This is a genomic window from Bradyrhizobium sp. USDA3010 (assembly GCF_056429065.1).
The window spans coordinates 52,962-76,745 of sequence record NZ_JBWJZD010000003.1; the positions used below are offsets into that span (position 1 = coordinate 52,962).

Annotated in this window: 22 protein-coding genes; 12 read left to right on the forward strand and 10 right to left on the reverse strand. The window is 65.7% G+C overall.

Annotated features, from left to right (window positions below):
• Positions 1–62 precede the first annotated feature (62 nt).
• From AC066Y_RS05765 to AC066Y_RS05780, 4 genes are all read left to right on the forward strand, one after another.
• The gene (locus tag AC066Y_RS05765) at positions 63–998 is read left to right on the forward strand and encodes a glycine--tRNA ligase subunit alpha (RefSeq protein WP_173638094.1); all 936 of its coding nucleotides are present in this window, start codon (positions 63–65) and stop codon (positions 996–998) included.
• The gene (gene glyS, locus AC066Y_RS05770) at positions 998–3,094 is read left to right on the forward strand and encodes a glycine--tRNA ligase subunit beta (RefSeq protein ID WP_478273030.1); all 2,097 of its coding nucleotides are present in this window, start codon (positions 998–1,000) and stop codon (positions 3,092–3,094) included. Before AC066Y_RS05765 ends, glyS begins: the two co-directional genes overlap by 1 nt.
• A gap of 3 nt (positions 3,095–3,097) precedes the next feature.
• Entirely contained in the window at positions 3,098–3,691 is a 594-nt protein-coding gene (locus tag AC066Y_RS05775) for a class I SAM-dependent methyltransferase (RefSeq protein WP_478273031.1), read from the forward strand.
• A 120-nt stretch (positions 3,692–3,811) separates the two neighbouring features.
• Positions 3,812–4,912 (forward strand): hypothetical protein, encoded by a 1,101-nt coding sequence (locus tag AC066Y_RS05780; protein WP_478273032.1) that lies wholly within the window; start codon positions 3,812–3,814, stop codon positions 4,910–4,912.
• Between the two features lie 375 nt (positions 4,913–5,287).
• Here the strand turns inward: AC066Y_RS05780 and AC066Y_RS05785 are convergent, their stop codons facing one another.
• Positions 5,288–5,647, reverse strand: a complete 360-nt coding sequence (locus AC066Y_RS05785) for a DUF1236 domain-containing protein (RefSeq protein WP_456761581.1) — start codon at positions 5,645–5,647, stop codon at positions 5,288–5,290.
• Between the two features lie 237 nt (positions 5,648–5,884).
• Between AC066Y_RS05785 and AC066Y_RS05790 the strand changes: the two genes are divergently transcribed.
• The 7 genes from AC066Y_RS05790 (at position 5,885) to AC066Y_RS05820 (ending at position 14,669) form a co-directional block, all read left to right on the forward strand.
• The gene (locus AC066Y_RS05790; protein ID WP_084518327.1) at positions 5,885–6,040 is read left to right on the forward strand and encodes a DUF3096 domain-containing protein; all 156 of its coding nucleotides are present in this window, start codon (positions 5,885–5,887) and stop codon (positions 6,038–6,040) included.
• Positions 6,041–6,131: 91 nt separating this feature from the next.
• Complete coding sequence (gene ppdK / locus AC066Y_RS05795) at positions 6,132–9,047, forward strand: pyruvate, phosphate dikinase (protein ID WP_478273033.1); 2,916 nt, start codon at positions 6,132–6,134, stop codon at positions 9,045–9,047.
• 416 nt (positions 9,048–9,463) lie between these two features.
• The gene (locus tag AC066Y_RS05800; RefSeq protein WP_478273034.1) at positions 9,464–10,945 is read left to right on the forward strand and encodes a cell wall hydrolase; all 1,482 of its coding nucleotides are present in this window, start codon (positions 9,464–9,466) and stop codon (positions 10,943–10,945) included.
• Positions 10,946–11,256: 311 nt separating this feature from the next.
• Positions 11,257–12,501 (forward strand): MFS transporter, encoded by a 1,245-nt coding sequence (locus AC066Y_RS05805; protein ID WP_478273035.1) that lies wholly within the window; start codon positions 11,257–11,259, stop codon positions 12,499–12,501.
• A gap of 45 nt (positions 12,502–12,546) precedes the next feature.
• The gene (gene acuI, locus AC066Y_RS05810; RefSeq protein WP_478273036.1) at positions 12,547–13,533 is read left to right on the forward strand and encodes an acrylyl-CoA reductase (NADPH); all 987 of its coding nucleotides are present in this window, start codon (positions 12,547–12,549) and stop codon (positions 13,531–13,533) included.
• 187 nt (positions 13,534–13,720) lie between these two features.
• Entirely contained in the window at positions 13,721–14,299 is a 579-nt protein-coding gene (locus tag AC066Y_RS05815; RefSeq protein ID WP_478273037.1) for a hypothetical protein, read from the forward strand.
• Between the two features lie 136 nt (positions 14,300–14,435).
• Complete coding sequence (locus AC066Y_RS05820; RefSeq protein ID WP_050403167.1) at positions 14,436–14,669, forward strand: DUF6894 family protein; 234 nt, start codon at positions 14,436–14,438, stop codon at positions 14,667–14,669.
• 28 nt (positions 14,670–14,697) lie between these two features.
• On the opposite strand, the gene AC066Y_RS05825 is transcribed toward AC066Y_RS05820, so the two are convergent.
• The 5 genes from AC066Y_RS05825 to ygfZ form a co-directional block, all read right to left on the reverse strand.
• The gene (locus AC066Y_RS05825) at positions 14,698–17,403 is read right to left on the reverse strand and encodes a DUF2339 domain-containing protein (protein ID WP_478273038.1); all 2,706 of its coding nucleotides are present in this window, start codon (positions 17,401–17,403) and stop codon (positions 14,698–14,700) included.
• A gap of 211 nt (positions 17,404–17,614) precedes the next feature.
• The gene (locus tag AC066Y_RS05830; protein ID WP_092116044.1) at positions 17,615–18,121 is read right to left on the reverse strand and encodes a tyrosine phosphatase family protein; all 507 of its coding nucleotides are present in this window, start codon (positions 18,119–18,121) and stop codon (positions 17,615–17,617) included.
• Positions 18,122–18,242: 121 nt separating this feature from the next.
• Positions 18,243–18,854 carry a YfbR-like 5'-deoxynucleotidase gene (locus AC066Y_RS05835; RefSeq protein ID WP_478273039.1) on the reverse strand — a complete coding sequence of 204 codons (612 nt, stop codon included), beginning with the start codon at positions 18,852–18,854 and terminating at the stop codon, positions 18,243–18,245.
• Positions 18,851–19,477, reverse strand: a complete 627-nt coding sequence (locus AC066Y_RS05840) for a DNA-3-methyladenine glycosylase I (RefSeq protein WP_478273040.1) — start codon at positions 19,475–19,477, stop codon at positions 18,851–18,853. The genes AC066Y_RS05835 and AC066Y_RS05840 overlap by 4 nt, the downstream gene beginning before the upstream one ends.
• On the reverse strand, positions 19,474–20,355 hold the full coding sequence (gene ygfZ, locus AC066Y_RS05845; protein WP_478273041.1) for a CAF17-like 4Fe-4S cluster assembly/insertion protein YgfZ: 882 nt from the start codon (positions 20,353–20,355) through the stop codon (positions 19,474–19,476). The genes AC066Y_RS05840 and ygfZ overlap by 4 nt, the downstream gene beginning before the upstream one ends.
• Positions 20,356–20,484: 129 nt before the next feature.
• Between ygfZ and AC066Y_RS05850 the strand changes: the two genes are divergently transcribed.
• Complete coding sequence (locus AC066Y_RS05850; protein WP_478273042.1) at positions 20,485–21,819, forward strand: dihydroorotase; 1,335 nt, start codon at positions 20,485–20,487, stop codon at positions 21,817–21,819.
• Between the two features lie 11 nt (positions 21,820–21,830).
• Here AC066Y_RS05850 and AC066Y_RS05855 read toward each other — a convergent pair whose 3' ends face one another.
• From AC066Y_RS05855 to AC066Y_RS05870, 4 genes are all read right to left on the reverse strand, one after another.
• Positions 21,831–22,097 (reverse strand): hypothetical protein, encoded by a 267-nt coding sequence (locus tag AC066Y_RS05855; protein ID WP_028332620.1) that lies wholly within the window; start codon positions 22,095–22,097, stop codon positions 21,831–21,833.
• Positions 22,098–22,252: 155 nt separating this feature from the next.
• The gene (locus AC066Y_RS05860; protein ID WP_478273043.1) at positions 22,253–22,909 is read right to left on the reverse strand and encodes an HAD family hydrolase; all 657 of its coding nucleotides are present in this window, start codon (positions 22,907–22,909) and stop codon (positions 22,253–22,255) included.
• Positions 22,899–23,276, reverse strand: a complete 378-nt coding sequence (locus tag AC066Y_RS05865; protein WP_050424352.1) for a TIGR02301 family protein — start codon at positions 23,274–23,276, stop codon at positions 22,899–22,901. The genes AC066Y_RS05860 and AC066Y_RS05865 overlap by 11 nt, the downstream gene beginning before the upstream one ends.
• Before the next feature lie 85 nt (positions 23,277–23,361).
• Positions 23,362–23,781 carry an NUDIX hydrolase gene (locus AC066Y_RS05870; protein WP_478273044.1) on the reverse strand — a complete coding sequence of 140 codons (420 nt, stop codon included), beginning with the start codon at positions 23,779–23,781 and terminating at the stop codon, positions 23,362–23,364.
• Positions 23,782–23,784: the final 3 nt, after the last annotated feature.

Below are 23,784 nucleotides of genomic sequence, written 5' to 3' on the forward strand. Positions count from 1 at the left end.
ATTGGCTGCCGCCGATACGGTCCCGCGCGCTTCAAAACCCCCTCGCGAGACCTGTACTGACGATGGACGCCTTGCCTGACCACATGCGCCCGGAACGTTCGTTCCAGGGCTTCATCCTGGCTCTCCAGCGATTCTGGGCCGAGCAGGGGTGCGTCATCCTGCAGCCCTACGACATGGAAATGGGCGCCGGCACCTTCCATCCCGCGACCACGCTGCGCGCACTGGGGCCAAAGCCCTGGAACGCGGCCTATGTGCAGCCCTCGCGGCGGCCCAAGGACGGCCGCTACGGCGAAAACCCCAACCGCCTGCAGCACTACTACCAGTTCCAGGTGATCATGAAGCCGTCGCCGCCGAACCTTCAGGACCTGTACTTGAAGTCGCTGGCCGCGATCGGCATCGATGCCGCCGTCCACGACATCCGCTTCGTCGAGGACGATTGGGAGAGCCCGACGCTGGGCGCCTGGGGTCTCGGTTGGGAATGCTGGTGCGATGGCATGGAAGTCAGCCAGTTCACCTACTTTCAGCAGGTCGCCGGCGTCGAATGCGCGCCGGTCGCGGGCGAGCTCACCTACGGGCTTGAGCGGCTCGCGATGTATGTGCAGGGCGTCGACCGCGTCTACGATCTTAACTTCAACGGCCGCGAGGGCGCCGAGAAGGTCACCTATGGCGACGTCTTCCTGCAGGCCGAGCAGGAATATTCGCGGCACAATTTCGAGTACGCCGACACCGCGATGCTGTTCGAGCAGTTCAGGATGGCTGAAGAGGCCTGCCGCAAATACCTCGCCGCCGGCTGGCGCGAGGGAAGCAATTCGAAGGAACATCTGATGGCCTTGCCGGCCTACGACCAGTGCATCAAGGCGAGCCACGTGTTCAACCTGCTCGACGCCCGCGGCGTCATCTCGGTGACGGAGCGGCAAAGCTATATCGCGCGCGTGCGCGATCTGGCGAAGGCCTGCGGCGAGGCATGGATCCACACCGAAACGGGCAGGGCGGTCTGATGCCGGATCTCCTCCTCGAACTGTTCTCCGAAGAAATCCCCGCGCGCATGCAGGCCAAGGCGGCGGACGATCTGCGCCGCATGGTGACCGACAGACTGGTCGCCGAGGGCCTCGTCTATGAAGGCGCCAAGGCGTTCGCGACCCCGCGCCGCTTGGCACTCACCGTGCACGGCATTCCGGCGCGCCAGCCCGACCTGAAGACCGAACGCCGCGGCCCGAAGATCGGCGCCCCTGACGCGGCGGTGCAGGGTTTTCTGAAAGCGACCGGTCTCAAGTCGCTGGATGAAGCAAAGATCCAGAAAGATGCGAAGGGCGACTTCTACATCGCGCTGATCGAAAAGCCGGGCAGCGCTGCGATCGACGTGATCGCCGAAATCCTGCCGGTCATCATCCGCACCTTCCCCTGGCCGAAATCGATGCGCTGGGGCGCGCGCTCGGCCAAATCGGGTTCGCTGACCTGGGTGCGGCCGCTGCACGCCATCACCGCGACCTTCGGTCTGGAGACCGAGGAGCCCGATATCGTCAAGTTCGCGGTCGACGGCATCGACGCCGGACAGACCACCTATGGCCACCGCTTCATGGCGCCGGGCGCGATCAGCGTGCGCCGCTTCGAGGATTACGAGGCCAAGCTGAAGGCCGCCAAAGTCATCCTCGATCCGCAGGCCCGCAAGGACATCATCCTCGAGGACGCCAAGGAACTGGCGTTCGCGCAGGGCCTCGAATTGGTCGAGGACCAGGTGCTGCTCGACGAGGTCTCCGGCCTCGTCGAATGGCCGGTCGTGATGATGGGATCGTTCGAGAAGGAATTTTTGTCGATCCCGGACGAAGTGATCCGCGCCACCATCCGCAACAACCAGAAGTGCTTCGTGGTCAGGGATCCCAAGACCGGGAAATTGACCAACAAGTTCGTGCTGACCGCCAACATCGAGGCGCCCGACGGCGGCAAGACCATCGCCGCCGGCAATGAGCGCGTGATCCGGCCGCGGCTGTCGGACGCGAAGTTCTTCTACGAGACCGACCTGAAGACCAAGCTGGAAGACCGGCTGCCGAAGTTCGAGCAGATCGTGTTCCACGAGAAACTCGGGACACAGGCGGAGCGCATCAAACGGATCGAGCGGCTCGCCGCCGAGATCGCGCCGCTGGTCGGCGCCGATGTCGAGAAGACCAGGCGCGCCGCGCGCCTGGCGAAAGCGGATTTGCTGACTGAAGTCGTCGGCGAGTTTCCCGAGTTGCAGGGCCTGATGGGCAAGTATTACGCGCTGGCGCAGGGCGAGGATGCATCCGTCGCCGCCGCGAGCGAGGAACATTGGAAGCCGCAGGGACCGACGGATCGGGTGCCGACCGATCCGGTCAGCGTCGCGGTGGCGCTGGCGGACAAGCTGGACACGCTGGCGGGGTTCTGGGCGATCGATGAGAAGCCGACCGGATCGAAGGATCCCTACGCGCTGCGCCGCGCAGCGCTGGGCGCGATCAGGTTGATCGTCGAGAACACGTTGCGCCTGCCGATCCTGAAGGCGGCCAAATCCGCGTTGCTTGGGCTCTCGGTCAAGACTGATGCGGAAACACTGCCGAACGATCTGCTCGCCTTCTTCGCCGACCGCCTGAAGGTCCAGCTCCGCGATCAGGGCGCGCGTCACGATCTCGTCGATGCCGTGTTCTCGCTTGGCGGCCAGGACGATCTCCTGCTCGTCGTCCGCCGCGTCGAGGCGCTGGGCAAATTCCTCGACAGCGACGACGGCAAGAACCTGCTCGCCGGGACAAAACGCGCGAGCAACATCCTCGCGATCGAGGAAAAGCGGGACAAGCGCACTTTCGACGGCGCTCCCGATGCCGCGCTGTACAAGCTCGACGAAGAGAAGACGCTGGCCAAGGCGATCGACCAGGTGAAGGCCGAGGCCTCCGCCGCCGTCGCCAGGGAAGACTTCGCCGCCGCGATGAGCGCGATGGCCAAGTTGCGTCCGGCGGTCGACGCGTTCTTCGACAAGGTCAAGGTCAACGACGATGACCCTGATGTGCGCGAGAACCGCCTGAAGCTGCTCAACGAGATCCGCGCCGCGACGCGTGCGGTGGCGGATTTCTCCCGGATCGAGGGCTGACCGATGGACCGCGCGACGCTCGCCGCTTACGACAAGGATGCGGCGGCGTTTGCGCAGGACTGGCACGAGCAGCCGGCCCCGGTCGATCTGCAGGACATCGTCACGCGTTTCTTCATCAAGGGCGGCGTAACAGCCGATATCGGCTGCGGCAGCGGCCGCGAGGTGGCGTGGCTGAATGCCAATGGCTTCCCGGCCGAAGGCTTTGACGCCTCCGAGGGTCTGCTCACGGAAGCTCGTGCCCGCTACCCGACGCTGCGCTTCACCCGCGCCGAACTGCCCGAGCTATCCGGCATCGCCGCCAACAGCTTCGACAATGTGCTGTGCGAGACCGTGATCATGCATCTCGATCCCGCGCTGATCGCGCCGTCGGTGCGCCGCATGTTCGAACTCGTGAAGCCCGGCGGTATCTTCTATCTGAGCTGGCGCGTGACCGCCGGCGACGATGCGCGCGATGCGCATGGTCGGCTCTATGCAGCGTTTGATACCGCGCTGGTGCGGACCGAACTGGCGGCGGCCGAACTGCTGCTCGATGCGGAAGTCGTCAGCGCCTCATCCGGCAAGGTCATTCACCGCATCGTGGCGCGGAAGCGCAGCTGATCCCATTCTTGGAAATATTTAGACACAATTTGCTGTTTGTTAACCATGCCCTGCGAAGGTCCTGGCGAGTCAACGATTTCTTAAGAAATCGCCCCTCGCGCCAATGCAGGGACCTGCCCGATGACCTCGATCGGCACCACGCCCAATCCCTACGCCCAATACGGTTCGGCCTATGCGCGGGCCGCAGCGACGCCCTCGCTGGCGGCGACCTTGTCAGGCGACGGCAGCGCCGGCGACCTGTCGGCGTCCTCGGCATCGAGCGCTGCAACCAACCTCACGCTGTCGGACGCCGCCCGGGCGCAGCTCGCCAAGGCGCCGCTGCCGGATTTTGCGACCGTCACCAACGACGCGCGCGTCACGCTCGACCGGCTCTACACGGTCGCCGGGGTGAAGAAGCCGATCGTCGACGGCAAGACCACCATCGATCTCTCGACACTGGATCGCCGCTCGTTGTTTGCGATCTCGACCAACAATGGCGGCAAGTTCACGCCGGACGAGCAGGCGGTCGCCGCCACCGAACTGAAGCAGCGCTTCGATAAGGCCTTGGCGCCGTCGCTTGCGACCACCCGCCTGACCGGCGACTACAGCGTCAGCTACAAGTCGGCGCTCGATTATCTCGACGGCGCCAGCGACGAAGAGAAGGCGACCGCGACCTGGGCCAGCCAGCGCGCCGCGGTGCTGAAAGGCTACCAGGCGACGCAGCAGGATCCGAACAAGGCGCCCGCGGGAATTTCAGGCGACCCGATCGCGGCCGCGCTGGCGGGAACCACGTCTCCCGCGACGGGTAAGCCGCGCGATTTCGGCAGCGTGGCGAGCGATGCGCGCGCCTTCCTCGATCGGCAGAAGAGCGAGGCGGCGAAGAGCGGCAAGGAACTGGTTTACGATTCCCACCGCAAGACCGGGCAGCTCGCCGACCTGTCCTCGCTCGACAACCGCTCGCTGTCGGCGATCTCGCTGAACCAGGACAAGAAGTTTTCGGGCGAGGAGATCTTCGCGGCCAAGCAGGAACTCAACACGCGGACCCGTCTTGCCGTGCTCGATGCGCTGAAGCAGAGCCAGTCCGCCGGCGATCCGCGCCAGTTCAGCCTCGGCATCCTCAAGCAATATTCCTCGATGAGCGCGGAGGAACGCCAGGCGGCCAACTGGACGCAGGATTTCCAGGACGCTGCGATCAAGAGCTACAAGTCGACCTCGACGCTGCTCTCGATCCTGAAATCGTAATTCGGTGCGACTGAAGCGGGAAGAGTTTTGGTTGAATCGGCTTGCCGCGCTTTCGGTTCACCTCTCCCCGTCGGGGAGAGGTCGGATTGCTCTCGGCGATGCGAAGCATCGACCGGTGCAATCCGGGTGAGGGCTCTTGCTTCTCTCGACAGACCGTAACCCCTCACCCGATTTGCTGCGCAAATCGACCTCTCCCAAAGGGAGAGGTGAACTGTCGACGCCGCTCCAGGTCAACCCAATCTCATCATGCTTTTGAACAGAAGAGCCCCGCCCGGAGGGGAGGCCGGGCGGGGCTTTCTGGTCCGGTCGATCTGCGCGCACATCCGCTTGCGCGGCGCCCGGACTGTTCGTTCAGGCGATCGTGCTGACGTCGAGCTAGTCGACCACCTGAACGATCCGTCGCGAACGCGGCTCGACCAGCACGGTCTCGCCATTCACGACGGTGTACCGATAGGGCGTCGCGCCGAACCGTTGCGGCACGTCATAGTAGGTCACGCCGGCGTCCGGCAACACGGTGCCGACCACGACACGATCCGGAACGGTGTAGTTCGGCACGCGCTCGCGCACGATGTATTCGCGGAATGCAGGGCGCTGCTCGATCGCAATGCCCTCGTCATCCTCGACTGCAACCGGCGGGCCACCGCGGACAATGCCGACGGTCTGGGCCTGTGCGGCAACAGCCGGCACCGTGATCGCAGCAGCAACCGCTGCAACGGCAAGTATTCTGTTTCGCATGGCTCGCTCCATTCGTCTGACGCGCGCGCCGGCCTTCGCCGATGCGCACGGCGAGCCAATGCATCCGGTGTGCTGATGTTCCGGAAAAACCGCCGCCACATACGCGGCATTTTGGAGCAATTTTCGTGAGTTGCGGGAACTCTCAGGCGGTGACGGACGTCTTGATGTGGAAACCCCCGCAGCGGATAAACTGCCGCTCGATTCGCTCCTCCAAAAAACCGCCGGAGAAACTCTTCAATGGTCATCACCGCTGGGCATTTGCCGCACATTGTCGCCCTGATTGCAGGCATCCTGATCCTGATCATGCCGCGGCTGCTCAACTACATCGTCGCGATCTACCTGATCTTCGTCGGGCTCGTGGGGATGGGCCTGCTGCGCTGGCTGCACCTCTAGCGGGAAAGCGGGGTTTCGCGGCTTGCGCGGAACCCCCCAAAATGGTGTAAGGCGCGCATCTTCGACCCCTCTTTTCGGATTGTTGTCTGACATGGCCAAAGCCGTCGCGAAGTCCAAGAAAACTGCCGAGAAAACCGCAGCGAAATCAAAGTCCTCGGCACCGGCCCGGAAGGCCGCGCCGGCGCGCAAGGCGCTGAAGAAGAGCGCCCCGAAGCCGGCGCCGAAGCCCGCCGCCAAATCGACCGCGAAGCCGGCTGCAAAGCCCGCCAGCAAGGCGCCGGCGAAGGCCGTCACCGCTGCGAAAAAAGCGGCCCCGCCAGCGATCAAGGCCGGCAAGTGGGTCTATACGTTCGGTGACGGCAAGGCCGAGGGCCAAGCGACCTTGCGCGATCTGCTCGGCGGCAAGGGCGCCAATCTCGCGGAAATGGCCAATCTCGGCCTGCCGGTGCCTCCCGGCTTCACCATTCCGACCTCGGTCTGCACCTACTTCTACGACCACGACAAGACGTATCCGAGGGAATTGAAGGCACAGGTTGAGAAGGCGCTCGACTATGTCGGCAAGCTGACCGGCAAGACCTTCGGCGACGCCAAGAACCCGCTGCTGGTCTCGGTCCGCTCGGGTGCGCGCGCCTCGATGCCGGGCATGATGGACACCGTGCTCAATCTCGGCCTCAACGACCGCACGGTCGAAGCGCTTGCCGAACTCTCCGGCGACCGCCGCTTCGCCTATGACAGCTATCGACGCTTCATCACGATGTATTCGGACGTGGTGCTCGGCTTCGAGCATCATCACTTCGAGGACATCCTCGACACCTTCAAGGACGGCCAGGGCTATTCGCTCGACACCGACCTCACCGGCGACGACTGGGTCGAGCTGGTCGGCAAGTACAAGGAGGCGGTCGCCAAGGAGACCGGCCACGACTTCCCGCAGGATCCGCACGACCAGCTGTGGGGCGCGATCGGTGCCGTGTTCTCTTCCTGGATGAACGCGCGCGCGGTGACTTACCGCAAGCTGCACGACATCCCGGAATCCTGGGGCACCGCGGTCAACGTGCAGGCGATGGTGTTCGGCAACATGGGCGAGACCTCGGCGACCGGTGTCGCGTTCACGCGCAACCCCTCGACCGGCGAGAGCAAGCTGTACGGCGAGTTCCTGATCAACGCGCAGGGCGAGGACGTCGTCGCCGGCATCCGCACGCCGCAGGACATCACCGAGGAGGCGCGCCAGGAATCCGGCTCCGACAAGCTGTCGATGGAAGCCGCGATGCCGGCCGCGTTCAAGGAGCTGACGCGGATCTACACGCTGCTCGAGAAGCACTACCGCGACATGCAGGACATGGAGTTCACGGTCGAGCAGGGTAAGTTGTGGATGCTGCAGACCCGCGGCGGCAAGCGCACCGCGAAGGCGGCGCTGCGCATCGCGGTCGAGCTTGCCAATGAAGGCCTGATCTCGCGCAAGGACGCGGTGACGCGGATCGATCCGGCCTCGCTGGACCAGCTGCTGCACCCGACCATCGATCCCGCCGCCAAGCGCGACGTGATCGCGACCGGCCTGCCGGCGTCGCCTGGCGCTGCCTCCGGCGAGATCGTGTTCTCGTCGGATGAAGCGGCCAAGCTGCAGGCCGACGGACGTAAGGTGATTTTGGTCCGCATCGAGACCAGCCCGGAAGACATCCACGGCATGCACGCCGCGGAAGGCATCCTGACCACCCGCGGTGGCATGACGTCGCATGCTGCGGTGGTCGCGCGCGGCATGGGCAAGCCCTGCGTCTCCGGCTGCGGCACCATTCGTGTCGACTACGGCCGCGGCACCATGAGCATCGGCTCGCGCACCTTCAAGACCGGCGACGTCATCACCATCGATGGCTCGGTCGGGCAGGTGCTGGCCGGCCGCATGCCGATGATCGAGCCGGAGCTGTCCGGCGAGTTCGGCACGCTGATGGGCTGGGCCGACGAGGTCCGCAAGCTCGGCGTCCGCGTCAACGGCGACACCCCCGACGATGCGCGCACCGCGGTGAAGTTCGGCGCCGAAGGCATCGGCCTCTGCCGCACCGAGCACATGTTCTTCGAGGAGACCCGCATCCGCACCGTGCGCGAGATGATCCTCTCCGAGGACGAGCAGTCGCGCCGCGCCGCGCTGTCGAAGCTGCTGCCGATGCAGCGCGCCGACTTCGTCGAACTGTTCGAGATCATGAAGGGCCTGCCCGTCACGATCCGCCTGCTCGATCCGCCGCTGCACGAGTTCCTGCCGCACACCCAGGCCGAGATCGAGGAAGTGGCGCGCGCCATGAACACCGATCCGCGCAAGCTCGCCGACCGCGCCCGCGAACTGTCCGAGTTCAACCCGATGCTCGGCTTCCGCGGCTGCCGTCTCGCGATCGCCTATCCCGAGATCGCCGAGATGCAGGCGCGCGCGATCTTCGAGGCGGCCGTCGAAGCCGGCAAGCGCACCGGCAAGCCTGTTGGACTCGAGGTGATGGTGCCGCTGATCGCGACCAAGGCCGAGTTCGATCTGGTCAAGGCGCGGATCGATGCGACCGCCAACGCGGTGATGAAGGAAACCGGCGTCAAGCTGACCTACCAGGTCGGCACCATGATCGAGCTGCCGCGCGCCTGCCTGATGGCGGGCGAGATCGCACATACCGCGGAGTTCTTCTCCTTCGGCACCAACGACCTGACGCAGACGACCTACGGCATCAGCCGCGACGACGCCGCGAGCTTCCTCGGCACCTACGTCGCCAAGGGCATTCTCGAGATCGATCCGTTCATCTCGGTCGATCGCGATGGCGTCGGCGAGCTGGTCAGGATCGGCGTGACGCGGGGCCGCAAGACACGGCCGAACCTCAAGGTCGGCATTTGCGGCGAGCATGGCGGCGATCCCGCGTCGGTCGCGTTCTGCCACGAGGTCGGGCTCGATTACGTCTCCTGCTCGCCCTATCGCGTGCCGATCGCGCGCCTCGCAGCGGCGCAGGCCGCGCTCGGCAAGGAGATCGCCAGCCAGGCGTGAGCGATCAGTCGGCTCAGAGAGTGCAATGGCCGGGACCAAGTCCCGGCCATTTTGTTTGTCGCTGCACCTGGCAAGCACCGTCATTGCGAGGAGCGATAGCGACGAAGCAATCCATCGACCCGCATGTGCGGTGCGATGGATTGCTTCGCTTCGCTCGCAATGACGGTGCATTGGCGGTCACCGTCTGCAACACTTTGTTCACCATCCTCGTTGACCCGATGTTTACGACTTTCATGCGCCGCGCATTTACCAAGACGCGTGATGCAGCGCGCGTCGCACGTGCGATCGCTTGAGTGTAGCGCGCGTGCAACGCCGATTAACTCCGCGGCAACCTAAACAAGTTAGCAACGAGAAAGGTCGAATTGCGCGGATGTACCGCGTTCGATTGCACTCAGTAAGCGTTGCGTGAGCGTACGATGTTTGTGTCGCGTAACCAGCCGAAGGGCGCACGTCTTGCGCTCTTCGGTCTCGGTCTTGGCATCTTCGCACTGATGCCGACCGAGCTCGGATATCAGGATATTGCGTCGCTTTTGGCCCGGCAGCCCGGCGTCGCCGAGCGCTGGCAGAAGCGTGTCTTCGCCTCCGCGGTCGGCTCCATCCAGGTCGCGACCTACAGCTTCGGTCGTCCGATCGGAACATCGGCGCCACAGGATCCGCAAATCCTGCTCGCACGGCTGGACAGTCCGAGCGCCGACATCACCGGCGCGGTGACGCGCAATCCGATCGCGGCACCGCCGCCGCGCTACCAGGCATCCGACTTTCCCAAGGTCGATCGCACCCTGAAGGGCGATCGTCTCGTCGTCGGACGGCCTGACCAGGTCGATCCTGCACAGCCCGTGAACACGGCTCCGGCGAACGAGGATCCCGCGACATCGAATTCGTCGGTCAAGGGCATGAAGACCGCGACCGCGCCGGCCGACAACGCGCCGCTCGATCCCGAATTGCAGGAGGCGCTGCGTGCGCCGCCACTGCCGCAATATGTGAAGCCGTCGCCGCAGCAATACGACGTGTCGATGTCGCTCGAGGCCAGCCCGCTCGATGATCTGAAACCTGTGCCCGCAAAGCCTGCCGCTGCGCCGCCTGCCGACGCAACGCATGCGCGCGACCCGTTTGCATTCAAGACCGCCAGCCTGTTCTTCGGCTCGTCGCTCGGCACGCCCGAGAATCTCGAGCGCTGGCAGCCCGGCGAGGCGCCGGTCGTGGTTGCGCCGGCAGCGCAGCCCGATCCCGACCTGAAGGTAATGGCGTCACTGCCGGTCGATGCCGACGGCCCGGTCAAGGCCGGTGAGATGGGCGAGAGCATCGCGCCGAAAGGTGAGGTCAACGCCGACGACCAGCACACCAAGACGCCGGCGGAACGGCTCGGCCTGTTCGACGAGAAATCGCGCGCCAGGTCGGAGAAGTGCCTCGCCGAGGCGGTCTATTTCGAAGCGCGCGGCGAAGCGGTGCGGGGGCAAATCGCGGTCGCGCAGGTGGTGCTGAACCGCGCTTTCTCCGGCAAATATCCGGAGACGGTGTGCGGCGTGGTCTACCAGAACAAGAACCGCCACTACGCCTGTCAGTTCACCTTCGCCTGCGACAACATCCCAGACGTGGTCCGCGAGCCCGACATGTGGGACCGCGCCAAGAAGATCTCGAAGGCGATCCTCGACGGCAAATTGTGGCTGCCGGAAGTCGATCGCTCGACCCACTACCACGCCTATTGGGTGCGGCCGTCCTGGGTCAGTGAAATGAAGAAGACGTACAAGTTCGGCGTCCACACCTTCTATCGCCCGCGCGCCTGGGGCGACGGCAGCGACGCGCCGAGCTGGGGCAATCCGGCCGAGACCGCCAAGATCTCGGCGCAACTCGCCGAAGCCGCCCAGAGCTCGGCCGAGCAGGCCAGCGCCAAGCGATAGGCGCCAACCTAACCTCCCCTTGAAAAGGGGAGGTCGCTTTGCTCGTCAGAGCAACGCGGGTGGGGATCTGGTCTCTCCACGCGTAGCGGTGCGTGTGGCTGCCCCCCATCCCGACCTTCCCCCTTTCAGGGGGAAGGAGGTCCGCAGGGCCATGCCCCGGAATGACGCTCGTCATCCTCTCGGATTCTGCAGAGCTGCCTTGCGAGCGAATATTTTTCTCCGCCACCTCTTGGGGTTTTCATGCAGATGCATTAACTCCGCGTCATGTTTCGCGGGGCGGTTCCCCCGCAGCAGTTGCGGGGGAAGACAAGATGGCCGTTACCACCGGGGATCTTCGACCGACGTCCGGCACCTGGCGCACGCCGCTCGTCATCATCGTCTGCGGCTGTGCGATCGCGCTGCTGAGTTTCGGCCCGCGCTCCAGCCTCGGCTTTTTCGTGCAGCCGATGGGCCGCGAATTCGCCTGGGGCCGCGACGTGTTCGGCCTTGCCATCGCGCTGCAGAACCTGTTGTGGGGGCTCGGCCAGCCGATCGCAGGCGCCATTGCCGACCGTTTCGGCCTGCTGCGCGTCATGATCGTCGGCGCGTTGCTGTACGCCGCCGGCCTGCTGCTGATGCGTTACTCGACCACCTCATTGTCGCTCGACATCAGCGCCGGCGTGCTGATCGGTTTCGGCCTGTCGGGCTCATCGTTCAATCTGGTGCTGGCGGCGTTCAGCAAGCTGTTGCCGCCCGAGAAGCGCGGCATCGCGCTCGGTGCCGGCACCGCCGCCGGCTCGTTCGGCCAGTTCCTGTTCGCGCCGTTCGGCGTTGCGATGATCGACAATTTCGGCTGGCAGACCGCGCTCGTCGTGTTCAGCGCGCTGATGCTGTTGATCGTTCCGCTCTCGCTCGCGCTTGCGACGCCACCCGCCGCGACCGCCAACGAGCCGGCCGCCGACCAGCAGTCGTTCAAGACCGCGCTCGCCGAAGCTTTCGGCCATCGCTCCTATGTGCTGCTGGTGCTCGGTTTCTTCACCTGCGGCTTCCAGCTTGCCTTCATCACCATCCATCTGCCGGCCTATCTGGCCGACCGCGGCATTCCGGCGACCACCGGCGGCTGGGTGGTTGCGGCGATCGGCCTGTTCAACATCGTCGGCTCTCTCAGCGTCGGCTGGCTGCAGAACTTCTTTCCGAAGCGCTACCTCCTCTCGGTGATCTACTTTTCGCGCGCGCTGGCGACCGTCGCCTTCATCTCGTTCCCGGTGACGCCGTTCTCTGCGATTGCATTCGGCGCGGTCTCGGGGCTGCTGTGGCTGTCGAGCGTGCCGCCGACCTCGGCGCTGGTCGCACTGATGTTCGGCACCCGCTGGTTCTCCACCCTCTATGGCTTCGCCTTCGTCAGCCATCAGGTGGGCGGCTTCCTCGGGGTCTGGCTCGGCGGTGTCGTGTTCGAGCAATATGGTTCCTACACGCCGATCTGGTGGCTGTCGGTGCTGTTCGGCGTGCTGTCGGCGCTGATCAACCTGCCGATCGTCGAAAAGCCGGTCGTGCGCCCGGTTGCGCAGCCTGCCTGATGGGTTAAACACTCCCCGAAACCAGAATTACGGGGAGTGCTCATCGTGGCAACGTTCAAGGCAATCAGGATCGACAAGGCGGACAAGGGTACCACCGCCGCACTGACCCAATTCGACGACGCGGAATTGATGGACGGCGATGTCACCGTCCGCGTCGAATGGTCGACGCTGAACTACAAGGACGGCCTGGCGCTGACCGGCAAGGCGCCGGTGGTGCGCCGTTTCCCGATGATCGCCGGCATCGATTTCGCCGGTACCGTCGAACAATCCAGCCATCCTGACTGGAAGGCGGGCGACAAGGTCGTCTGCAACGGCTGGGGCATGGGCGAGACCCATCTCGGCGCCTATGCGGAAAAGGCCCGCGTCAAGGGCGACTGGCTGGTGCGGCTGCCGGACGGCATTTCGGCCCGTGACGCGATGGCGGTGGGCACCGCCGGCTATACCGCGATGCTCTCGGTGCTGGCGCTGGAGAAGCATGGTCTGACGCCGAAGAGCGGCCCGGTGGTGGTGACGGGCGCCGCCGGCGGCGTCGGCTCGGTCGCGATCGCCGTGCTCTCGAAGCTCGGCTACCACGTCATCGCCTCGACCGGGCGGATGTCGGAAGCCGACTATCTCAAAGGTCTCGGTGCCACCGAGGTGATCGACCGCGCCGAGCTGTCGGGTGCCCCCAAGGCGCTTGCCAAGGAGCGCTGGGCCGGCGGCGTCGACAGCGTCGGGTCGACCACGCTCGCCAATCTGCTTTCGATGACCAGGTATGGCGGTGCCATCGCGGCCTGCGGCCTGGCGGCCGGCATGGACCTGCCGTCGTCAGTCGCGCCCTTCATTTTGCGGGGTGTGTGCCTTCTCGGCATCGATTCCGTGATGTGCCCGATCGAGCTCCGCAGGACTGCTTGGCGCCGCCTTGCCAGCGATCTGGATAAGGCAAAACTCACTGAAATCACTCATGAAATCGCCTTGGACGAGGTCATGGGGTATGGTGCGAAAATTCTCGGCGGCCAGGTCCGCGGCCGCATCGTGGTAAAAATAGTCTGAGGACGTTCAGACTTTACCAACCAAGCTGCTCCAATGTTGCCACGGTTGGTATGGTAAGCAGCGGGTAAAGAGACTTGCGGCATGATCCCGGGGGGCCGGGTTTCCTCGCGCAGACGTCGAGAAGCGTCGGTCGCGGGGATCATGCTCAACAAGGAGCGGGTGCCCGCGCTCGTAAGTGGAGTAGCTCATGCTTGCGCGTTTGGTGTTGGGGGCCGTCACGGCCGGAGCGATGGTCGTGCCGGCATTCGCGGGCGCGATGAACGCCGATGAGGCCCGCAAATTCGTCGCCGGCAAGGTGTTCGCCTTCACCTGTTTCGACGGCACCCGCGGCGCCGGCCGTATCCTCGATGATCTGGGCGCCACAGGCTCGATCCAGTTCTCCGGCTCCGGACCTATCCGCCACGTGCGCCTGCCCGGCAATACGCTGCAAATCCGCGGTCAGAGCGTGTGCGCGTCGCTGAAGGGCATTCCGTTCGAACCTTGCTTCAATCTCGACAAGCAGGACGACCGCACGTTCCGCGGCTCGGTCTCCGGCATGGGCTTCGCCTACTGCGATTTCCATCACCAGGGCGGCCAGCAAATGCTGATGGCACGCGCGGTGGCGCGTCCGCGCTCGCTGCACCCGCGCACCCGATCAGCGGATGCCTCGCCGACCGAAGTGTCGCGCGTCGAGACACCGCAGGTCGGAAGCGCGAAGCTCGAGCCGGTCAAGGCCGAGCCCACCAAGGTCGAGAGCGCGCCGGAATTGCGCCGTTCCACCGACTAACGTCGCATCTGCGCGCTAGCGGGAATAACGCCAAGCCGTAGTCATACGGATGGCGGTCGCCGTGCGTTGATAGCTACTCAATACCTTAGCGTTCGCCGACAGGCGGGATGACGAGGGCACCGATTTGAGTAGTCATATGGCGCAATATTTTTTCCGTATCAGTGATGGCGATTACGCTGGTGCGTCCGACCACGCGACGGAGTTCGAGAGCCGTGACGTGGCCTGGGCCGAGATGACCAAGGTCTGCGGTAATTTCCTTGGCAGCATTTCGCGCAACATGAAGCAAGACAGCGAATGGCACATGGAGCTGCTCGACGAGAGCCGCAAGCCCGTGTTCAGGATTCGGCTGGTCGCCGAATCCGTCGACTGAGGCTTTTCGCCGTTCAGGACAACAAACTTCAAGCCTCAGCCTGCGGGACCGGCGGTGCGGCCCGCCTGCGGAACAGGATCCGCTGATACAGCCAGCCGATCGCGACCAGCACGATGCCAAGGCACATGAACGACAGCGCGCGGTAAACTCCCGTGAGCGTCGACATGTCGACCAGGAACGCTTTCAGGATCGTCAGCCCGATCACGGCAGCGGAGGCGAGCCGCGCACGCTGCGAGTTGACGACGATGCCGATGCCGAGCAGCACGACGCCGAACATCAGCCAGGCGATCGAATAGGTGTATTGCTCCGCACCCGTGGTCTCACCGCGCGTCAGCACCGGTCCATGATAGAGCCTGCGGATTTCGAACGTGACGTAAGCGAGCGCAAGCACCAGCGCGCCGGCGGCGATCGTGTTGGCGTAGCTTGCGGGACGATGCCCAGCCACCGCGTAGGACAGCAGCAGCGCCAGCGCGGCCGGCAATGCATAGCCGAGCAGCAGCAGATTGATGAAGCTGCCGCCGACATCCTGCCACCACAGCATCGGGTTCTCCAGCCCCAGCAGCCCGAACAGGCTGGCAAGACCGGCGAACGCGGTCAGCAGCACCGCGCCGACATTGTGGACGATGCTGCCGCTGCGCAGCCGCAGCCGCTCCAGCCCGATCGCCATCGCGAGCGTCACGCCGACCTGCAACGCGACCTCGGTCAGTCCGGCGCTGTCGCGATAGACGTCGCCGCTATTGACCGCATGACGGATCTCCATGAAGGCGAGCAGCACCGTGAACAGGATCGCGGCGGATTCGACCATGCGCAGCGGGACGTCGTCGCCAGTGCGGCGCAGGAAACGGCTTCCGGCCCAGAAGGACAGCGCCGGGACGCCATAGCCCCACAGCAGCCAGTTGAAGATCGGCGTGGTGCCGACGGCATCGCCCGCGATCCGCGGCTCGTAGCCGATGCGCAGCACCACGATGCCGGCCAGGATCGCGGCGAGCCAGCGCAGGAACGGAATCGGCCGCTGCACCGACAGCCACGCCGTGCCCATCGACACCAGCGCCAGCGCGATGGTGAGCCAGCCCTTGTCGAGCGCGAAGGTCAGCGCCAGTGCCAGCGAGGCGAGGGCGCCGGTGGCCGACAGCGCGATCGAGGGCGACAGCTCCGGCCGATCGCCGCGCCGGCTCAGTGCTTCGGTCGCGGCCGCGTAGGCGGCTGCGAGCAGCACGGCGAGGATCGCGAGCGGGATCGAGCGATCGAGATGCGCGATACGTGCATAGAGTGCGACCAGCAGCGCGACCGGCGTGAACACAGCTGCCGCGGCCCAGGTCACCGTGATCCTCGTGGTGGCAAAACGGAATTGCGCGAGGAAGCCGGCGATGCCGAAGGCGGCTGCGAACAGCGCGGCGGTGACGAGATGCAGCGAGACCGAGCCGTCGGTCGCGGACGGGCCGATGCCCGGGATCGCACCGCCCGGCAGCACCAGCATGTCGACGTTGCGGCGGACGGCCCACTCGCCGAACACGACGAAGACGAATGCGGACGCGGCGGCGATCGCGCCGGCAGCGGCGGGGGCGCGCCAGGCCACGACGAGGCTCGCGGCCGTCAGCAGCGCGAAGCCGATCATCGCGCTGTCGGCATGCGCGCTGTTGAGCACGATCAGCATCGCGCCGAACAGATAGGCCGCGAGCGAGCCGGACGAGATCGGCTCGATCTCCTCGCCATCGCCGTCGGGGCCGAACAAGAAGCCGCAGACCACCAGCAGCGCCGCCAGCACGAAGCCCGCGATGACGTGGAAGACGTGCGGCGCGATCATCTCCGGCCCGCATTGCAGGCAGGGGAAGGTCCACAACAGCGCGAAGGCGATCGTCGTGACCGCAAGCCAGCGCCACAGCCGGATCCGCGCGAGGCCGAACGCCGCTGCGGTGACGATCGCAAGATAAATGTAGAGCGACCAGAAGTCCGGCTTGTCGGATGAGACCAGGATCGGAGTGACGAAGGCGCCGACGATGCCGAGCCCGGCCAGCGCAGGCCCGTGCAGCAGCGCGGCCGCGAGCGTGCCGAGCGCGACCATGCCGAGCAGGATGAAGGCGGTTGCCGGCGCGAGGAAGTCGTACAGCGCGTAGGCGGCGTAGACGGTGGCGAACGCCACTGCGGTGCCGGCGGCGGTGAGGATCGCCGGAATGTTGGCGACCGGCAGTGCCGCGATGCTGGAGATGCTTTCCTTGCGCCGCGTCCACTCACCGGCGCCGAGCAGCGCCAATGCAAACAATCCGCCGAGCATCGTGCGCACGCCGGGGCCGAGCAGCCCGGCCTCGATCGAATAGCGCACCATGAAGAAGCCGCCGAGCGCGAGCGTCAGGCCGCCGATCCACACCACCCAGCGCGTGCCGAGCGTCTCCTCGAAGCCGGGCGCCGGGGGCGGCGGGGCGGGCGGTTCTGGCAACGGCGGCGGGGCGGCGCTTGTCGCGTCCGCGGCTGCCTCTGTATGCGCATCCGGCCCGCTCGCCGCTGCCTCTGGGAGCGGAGGCGGCGCGATGGGAGGCGCCGCCGGCAGGGTCTGTTCGAACGCCTCGAGCGGCGTCAGCGGCGGCGGCACGGCCGTCCGCGCGGCGGCCACGCCTGCGGCCTCGATCGCGTCCAGCCGGCGCTGCAGCACCGCAATCTGGCCCAGCGCCTTGCGCGTGAAAATGATCGCGACGACGGCGATGACGAGCGTCAGGAAATCGAACGGCGAATCGAACATCGGGCCTCCGGCGGGACGCGCCGGACCATCGGCCAGCCGGCCGCCCGTCGCAACCTAAAGCATGATCCGGAAAAGTGTGTGCGGTTTTCCGAAAGGATCATGCTCAAATCAAAGAACTAGAGCGGGATGACGATTCGAAGAAAAGTCATCCCGCTCTAGTAGTGCAGTTGAACGGACTGGAAGTTCAAGCGGCGGGGCGTGGCAGGCCGCGCTAATCCAGATCGATGTGGAAGGGCCGGCCTTCGACGCTCATGCTGCCGGGGCCCATCGCATCGAGCGCGCGCAGCATCCGGCCCTCGCGGCCCAGCGCCTTGTCGGCGAGGCTGACGATCAGCCGGTTGGGCGCCGCGATCGGCGAGGCTTCGCGGATCAGCCGGGCGATGGACATTTCGTCGCGGTGCGGATTGAGCGCGCAGACGGTGGCAAAGGCGCTCGCGGTCGAACGGCTGATGCCGGCGTAGCAATGCACCACCATCGGCGCGCGGCGATCCCAGCCGCGCACGAAGGCCAGCACGCGCTCGATATGCGTCTCGTTCGGTGCAACGAACCCGTCCATCTGTTCGATGATGTCGTCCATCGACACTTTCAGATGGTTGGCCGGAAGCACGGAGGGCGGCCGCTGCACCTGGTCGACGTTGGCCATCACGGTCAGCACATGGCTGGCGCCGGTGGCACGAACCGTGTCGGGGAGCGCGGCAAGCGAGCAGACGTGAAGCATGATGGTCCTTGGCTATCGGTGCGCCCGACTATAACCGCTGCTCCCGGGTGGGCAAAGGCGGGCCGCGATGTCAGCTCTTCGTTTTGCGGCGCAACCGGCTGCACGCTTCGCGGTGCCGCGCCTACGATGCGTGCAATGCCTTGAAGCGTTCGAGGAACTGCTTCTCAGCCCTCGCAGCGGTCCATGGCGTCAGATAGTCGCGCTCGGTGGTTTCGGGCAATTCCGGATCGCGGCCGAACAGCCGCCTGGCTTCGGCCTGCGAAAATCCCGCCAGATGCGTCGCCTCGAGATAGGCGGCGCCGCGGTCGGCGGCCTTGATCTGCTGCGTGATCTCATCCGCCAGCACCGCTGGCAGGCCGAAGCGGATATGGATCGCTGACAGCAGCCGCTTCTCCACCGCCTTGTATTCGCCTGATAGCACCGCCTTGAACGGCGAGATCATGTCGCCGATGACATATTCGGGTGCGTCATGCAGCAGTGCGGCGAGACGATGGCGGATATCGACGCGCGGCGTCTGCTGGCGCATCACGGCCTCGACCAGCAGCGTGTGCTGCGCCACCGAGAAGATGTGCGCGCCACTGGTCTGGCCATTCCAGCGCGCGACCCGCGCCAGTCCGTGCGCGATGTCGACGATCTCGATATCGAGCGGCGACGGATCGAGCAGGTCCAGCCGGCGCCCCGACAACATCCGCTGCCAGGCGCGAGTGGTTTCGGTCGATTGACGCGCAGTCATTTCTTCTTGAGCCGCGGTGTGCGCAGCTTGCCGCTGCAAGCTTCGTGGCAGAAGCAGGTCACGAGGTGATCGTTGACCATGCCGGTCGCCTGCATGAAGGCATAGACGATGGTGGGGCCGACGAACTTGAAGCCGCGCGCGCCGAGCTCCTTGGAGACCTTGATCGAGACCGGCGTCGAGGCCGGCACGCTCGCGGTGGTCTTGAACTGATTGACCTTCGGCTTGCCGTCGACGAAGTCCCACAGGAATTTCGAGAAGCCGGGGCCCTTCTCCATGATCTCGAGATACGACTTGGCGCTTGCCACCGTGCCTTCGATCTTGGCGCGGTTGCGGACGATGCCGGCGTCGTTCATCAGCGCATGCACCTTCTTGTCGGTGTAGCGCGCGATCTTCTCGGGCTGGAAATCGTCGAAGGCTTTGCGGAAATTCTCGCGCTTGCGCAGGATCGTGATCCAGGACAGGCCGGCCTGGAAGCCGTCGAGGATCAGCTTTTCAAAGAGCGCGCGGTCGTCATATTCCGGCACGCCCCATTCATTGTCGTGATAGGCGATGTAGAACGCATCCTCGCCCGGCCACGGGCAGCGCGTCTTGCCATCGGGATGCAGTTGCGCGGTGCGGCTCATGCGACGGTCTTCTTGGGTGTGGTGCGGACAGCGTCCGGCTCGGCGAGATGAAGCGCGAGCCCGCCCGCGGTCAGCGGCAGGCCGGCGTCGAGCGCATCGGCGACGCGGTCGATGCGCACCAGCGCGAGGCCTTTCTCGCCGGCGGTTGAGCCGATGGTGCCGACCTGCTTGTCGCCAGCCTGGATCGTCGCGCCAGTCTCCGGGGCGGGGCCGTCGAGAATGATCTTCACCGTGCGGGTGCGCGCGGTGCCGCGATGCTGCATGCGCGACACCACCTCCTGGCCGACATAGCAGCCCTTGTCGAAATCGACGCCGTTGAGGCGGTCCATATTGGTCTCGTGCGGGAACGCGTCGCCATACATGAAGTCGAGCCCGCCGCGCGGCACGCCGGCCGCGATGCGATGCGCGTCATAGGCGCTGGAGTCGACGAGATCGGCGCCGATCAGGTCGGCGAGCTTCTGCTTCAGATCTTCCGGGATCAGGATGCGCCAGCCGAGCGCCGCATTGCGCGGGTCGGCGAAGGCAAGATCAGGGATCGCCGCCGGCTCACCGTCCCAGGCTGCCAGCACACCGAGGCTGTCGGAGAGATTCTCGACCACGACCTTGGCGCGCAGCTTGTAGAAACCGAGCTTGTCGGCAAGCCCCTTGGCGAGCGCGCGCGGCGCGTCGATCAGGAAGCCGCCGCCGTGGCCTGCTGGTATCTCGGTGATCAGGAAGTCGACGATGATCTTGCCCTGCGGCGTCAGCAGTGCGCCAAACCGGGCCTGTCCCGGGGACAGCTGCTCGACATCGGTCGTGATGAGGCCGTTGAGGAAGTTGCGGGCGTCCTCGCCAGAGACTTTGACCACGCCGCGATCTGGAAGAAACGCTGCTTTCATTCGCAAAATTGGCTCTTTTTCCAAGTTCCTTGGGAAACGCTGTCCTCGCGGATATCCCCTGTCAAGCTAAGGCGCTAGAGTGCGCCGAACAAGGCCCGCGCGACAGCCGAAAGCGGGCGCCGAGGACCGATGAATCAGCATTTCGACACCATTCTAAAATCCGGCACCGTGGTCAATCAGGACGGCGAGGGCGTGCGCGATATCGGCGTCACCAATGGCCGCATCGCCGCGATCGGCGCGCTCGGCCAGGCCTCGGCCGGCGAGGTGATCGACTGCAAGGGCCTGCATATCCTGCCCGGCGTGATGGACACCCAGGTGCATTTCCGCGAGCCCGGGCTGACGCAGAAGGAAGATCTCGAGACCGGCTCGCGCAGCGCCGTGATGGGCGGCGTCACTGCCGTGTTCGAGATGCCGAACACCAACCCGCTGACCGTCACGGAAGCGGCGTTCACCGACAAGATCAAGCGCGGCCACCATCGCATGCATTGCGACTTCGCGTTCTTCATCGGCGGCACCCGCGAAAACGTGCAGGACCTGCCGGAGCTCGAGCGCGCCCCGGGCTGCGCCGGCGTCAAGGTGTTCATCGGCTCATCCACCGGCGCGCTGCTGGTCGAGGACGACGAGAGCTTGCGGCGGATCTTCCAGGTGATCCGGCGCCGCGCCGCGTTCCACGCCGAGGACGAGTATCGTCTGAACGAGCGCAAGCCGCTGCGGATCGAGGGCGATCCGCGCTCGCATCCGGTGTGGCGCGACGAGACCGCGGCGCTGATGGCGACAGAGCGTCTGGTCAATCTCGCGCGCGAGACCGGCAAGCGCATCCACGTGCTGCACATCTCGACCAAGGAAGAGATTTTGTATCTGCGCGACCACAAGGACGTCGCGTCCTGCGAGGCGACGCCGCACCACCTCACGATGGCCGCGCCGGAGTGCTATGAGCGGCTCGGCACGCTGGCGCAGATGAACCCGCCGGTGCGCTCGGCCGATCACCGCGCCGGCATCTGGTACGGCATCGAGCAGGGCATCATCGACGTGCTCGGGTCCGACCACGCGCCGCATACGCTGGAGGAGAAGGCCAAGGCCTATCCGGCCTCGCCGTCAGGCATGACCGGCGTGCAGACGCTGGTGCCGTTGATGCTCGATCACGTCAATGCCGGGCAGCTGTCGCTGGCTCGGTTCGTCGATCTCACCAGCGCGGGTCCGGCGCGCCTGTTCAATATCGCCTGCAAGGGCCGGATTGCGGCGGGCTACGATGCCGACTTCACCGTCGTCGATCTGAAGCGCAGCGAGACCATCACCAACAAATGGATCGCCTCGCGCGCGGCCTGGACGCCCTATGACGGCGTGCGGGTGCAGGGCTGGCCGGTCGGCACCTTCGTGCGCGGCAAGCGGGTGATGTGGCAGGGCGAAGTCACGACGCCGTCGACGGGCGAGCCGGTCCGCTTCCTCGAGACGCTGAAGCCGTAGCGTTTGGTCTGTTACTGTCTGGCGAGCGCCAGCGAGAACTCGCCGTTGCGCACGCGCGCGGCGAGACCCTCGGCGAACTTCGCCACCGCGTCCTCGCCATAGGTGCCGACGAGCTCCGCGAGCGCCGCAAACAGGCTCGCCTGCGCCAGGCAGTCGCCATCGACGCCGTCGTGACGCGCCTCCGCCCAGGCCTCGTTCAGGTAGCCCAGCGCGGCCTGCTTCTGCTCGTGATCGGGACGGGGGTCTTGGTGATGGGGAAAGGACGCTGGATGGCGCATGAAACTCTGCAAAATGAATGCGCGCGGTCCGAGGAGCGAACCACTGCGACGCGCGAGATTTATCACGCATGCGGGTACCGCCTAGCCCACATCTTTCGAAAAGGTTAACGCCCGCCACGGCATTTAAAGGGGAATTCCGGATAGCGCCGCCGCGATCAGCCAAACGAGCTGTGGATATGGTCCAGCACTGCGCGCGGCGAGGCGCACAGATGGCTGGCGCCGGCCCCGACCAGCTCCTCCGGCGTGCCGTAACCATAGGTGACGCCGATGGCGCGGATGCCGTTGCGATTCGCTCCGACAACGTCGTGACTGCGGTCGCCGATCATCAGGGCCTTGCCCGGGTCGGCCCCGGTCTGCGCCAGCGCATAGGCCAGCAGGTCGACCTTGTTGACCCGGGTTCCGTCAAGCTCGGAGCCGAACACGTGGTCGAAAAAGCCGCTGAGGCCGAAATGCGCGACGATCCGCGTCGCGAACACATGCGGCTTCGAGGTCGCAACGTAGATGCGCCCCGGCGCTTGCCGCAGTTCCGCCAGCACGTCCGCGATATCGGGATAGACGCTGTTCTCGAACAGCCCGACATCGCCGAACCGCTCGCGGTAGAGCTCGACGGCGCGGTCAGCGAGCTCCTCACCGCCGAGCAGCATTACAAAGCTCGCCCGCAGCGGCGGCCCGATGCACCAGGTCAGTTCGTCCTGCGACGGAACCGGGCGGCCGAGCTTGCCCAGCGCATACTGGATCGAGCCGGTGATGCCGGGCTTCGGGTCGGTCAGGGTGCCGTCGAGGTCGAAGAAGATCGCGCGGTCAGTTGGCATAGCGGGCCGTCAGGTCGCGCGATATCTTCGAGCCTTCCTCGATGTAGCGGCGGATCGCCACGGAGGCCGCTGGGGTGCAGGTCCGGTAGGTCTGCTGGAAGCCGTTGTAGCCGCGGTTGAAGCCCGCAACCATGCGGGCGCGGCGGTCGCCGGAGGGGGTCTCGGCGTCGATCAGCGCCTGCATCTCGTTGCGCCATTTGGCGCCCTCGTTGGAGCCGCAGATGCCGCGCAGATAGTGCAGGGCACCGAGGATCTCGGCCAGCCGCTGCAGGTCGCCGTCGAACGGCGCAGCCGCGTCCTGCGCGCGGGCGGGCGTCGCGAGGCAGGCCGACATCAGGATCACAACGGCGAGAAAGGCTCTGATCATCAGGGGTTCCGGAATCGCCGTGGTATGCCCCCTCAATGCGCCCGAGGCAAGGCAGCAGAGCGCTCCAAGGCGCCCCCAGACAGGCTCAAACCAGCCGCCGGGCGGCCGCAATGACCTCATGGAGACCGCCGGTGACCTTGAGGTCGCCGATCTCCTCCGGCGCCAGCCATTTGAAATCGTCGTGCTCGTCGTTCAGCACCGGCTCGCGGGAGGCCCAGCGCGCCGCGAACGTCATGATCATATAGTGCCCGGTGCCGGGACCGGTCGGCAGCACCTCGCGCCAGCCGGCCAAGCCCAGGATATCGACCCGCAGGCCGGTCTCCTCGTCGATCTCCCGGTGCAGGGCGGTATGCAGCGTTTCGCCGAATTCGACCCGGCCGCCGGGCAGCGAATAGAAGCCCTTGCCCGGCGAGCGGGCACGGCGGACCAGCAGCACCTTGCCGTCGCGGAAAATCACGCCGGAGACGGCGAGCTGCGGACGAATCGGAGGTTCGGGAGAGCTCAAGAC

What these genes read in the sequence shown, in the direction of transcription:
- AC066Y_RS05765 (WP_173638094.1), top strand. Translation starts at nt 63, where the DNA reads ATGGACGCCTTGCCTGACCACATGCGCCCGGAACGTTCGTTCCAGGGC.
- glyS (WP_478273030.1), top strand. Translation starts at nt 998, where the DNA reads ATGCCGGATCTCCTCCTCGAACTGTTCTCCGAAGAAATCCCCGCGCGC.
- AC066Y_RS05775 (WP_478273031.1), top strand. Translation starts at nt 3,098, where the DNA reads ATGGACCGCGCGACGCTCGCCGCTTACGACAAGGATGCGGCGGCGTTT.
- AC066Y_RS05780 (WP_478273032.1), top strand. Translation starts at nt 3,812, where the DNA reads ATGACCTCGATCGGCACCACGCCCAATCCCTACGCCCAATACGGTTCG.
- AC066Y_RS05785 (WP_456761581.1), bottom strand. Translation starts at nt 5,647, where the DNA reads ATGCGAAACAGAATACTTGCCGTTGCAGCGGTTGCTGCTGCGATCACG.
- AC066Y_RS05790 (WP_084518327.1), top strand. Translation starts at nt 5,885, where the DNA reads ATGGTCATCACCGCTGGGCATTTGCCGCACATTGTCGCCCTGATTGCA.
- ppdK (WP_478273033.1), top strand. Translation starts at nt 6,132, where the DNA reads ATGGCCAAAGCCGTCGCGAAGTCCAAGAAAACTGCCGAGAAAACCGCA.
- AC066Y_RS05800 (WP_478273034.1), top strand. Translation starts at nt 9,464, where the DNA reads ATGTTTGTGTCGCGTAACCAGCCGAAGGGCGCACGTCTTGCGCTCTTC.
- AC066Y_RS05805 (WP_478273035.1), top strand. Translation starts at nt 11,257, where the DNA reads ATGGCCGTTACCACCGGGGATCTTCGACCGACGTCCGGCACCTGGCGC.
- AC066Y_RS05815 (WP_478273037.1), top strand. Translation starts at nt 13,721, where the DNA reads ATGCTTGCGCGTTTGGTGTTGGGGGCCGTCACGGCCGGAGCGATGGTC.
- AC066Y_RS05820 (WP_050403167.1), top strand. Translation starts at nt 14,436, where the DNA reads ATGGCGCAATATTTTTTCCGTATCAGTGATGGCGATTACGCTGGTGCG.
- AC066Y_RS05825 (WP_478273038.1), bottom strand. Translation starts at nt 17,403, where the DNA reads ATGTTCGATTCGCCGTTCGATTTCCTGACGCTCGTCATCGCCGTCGTC.
- AC066Y_RS05830 (WP_092116044.1), bottom strand. Translation starts at nt 18,121, where the DNA reads ATGCTTCACGTCTGCTCGCTTGCCGCGCTCCCCGACACGGTTCGTGCC.
- AC066Y_RS05835 (WP_478273039.1), bottom strand. Translation starts at nt 18,854, where the DNA reads ATGACTGCGCGTCAATCGACCGAAACCACTCGCGCCTGGCAGCGGATG.
- AC066Y_RS05840 (WP_478273040.1), bottom strand. Translation starts at nt 19,477, where the DNA reads ATGAGCCGCACCGCGCAACTGCATCCCGATGGCAAGACGCGCTGCCCG.
- ygfZ (WP_478273041.1), bottom strand. Translation starts at nt 20,355, where the DNA reads ATGAAAGCAGCGTTTCTTCCAGATCGCGGCGTGGTCAAAGTCTCTGGC.
- AC066Y_RS05850 (WP_478273042.1), top strand. Translation starts at nt 20,485, where the DNA reads ATGAATCAGCATTTCGACACCATTCTAAAATCCGGCACCGTGGTCAAT.
- AC066Y_RS05855 (WP_028332620.1), bottom strand. Translation starts at nt 22,097, where the DNA reads ATGCGCCATCCAGCGTCCTTTCCCCATCACCAAGACCCCCGTCCCGAT.
- AC066Y_RS05860 (WP_478273043.1), bottom strand. Translation starts at nt 22,909, where the DNA reads ATGCCAACTGACCGCGCGATCTTCTTCGACCTCGACGGCACCCTGACC.
- AC066Y_RS05865 (WP_050424352.1), bottom strand. Translation starts at nt 23,276, where the DNA reads ATGATCAGAGCCTTTCTCGCCGTTGTGATCCTGATGTCGGCCTGCCTC.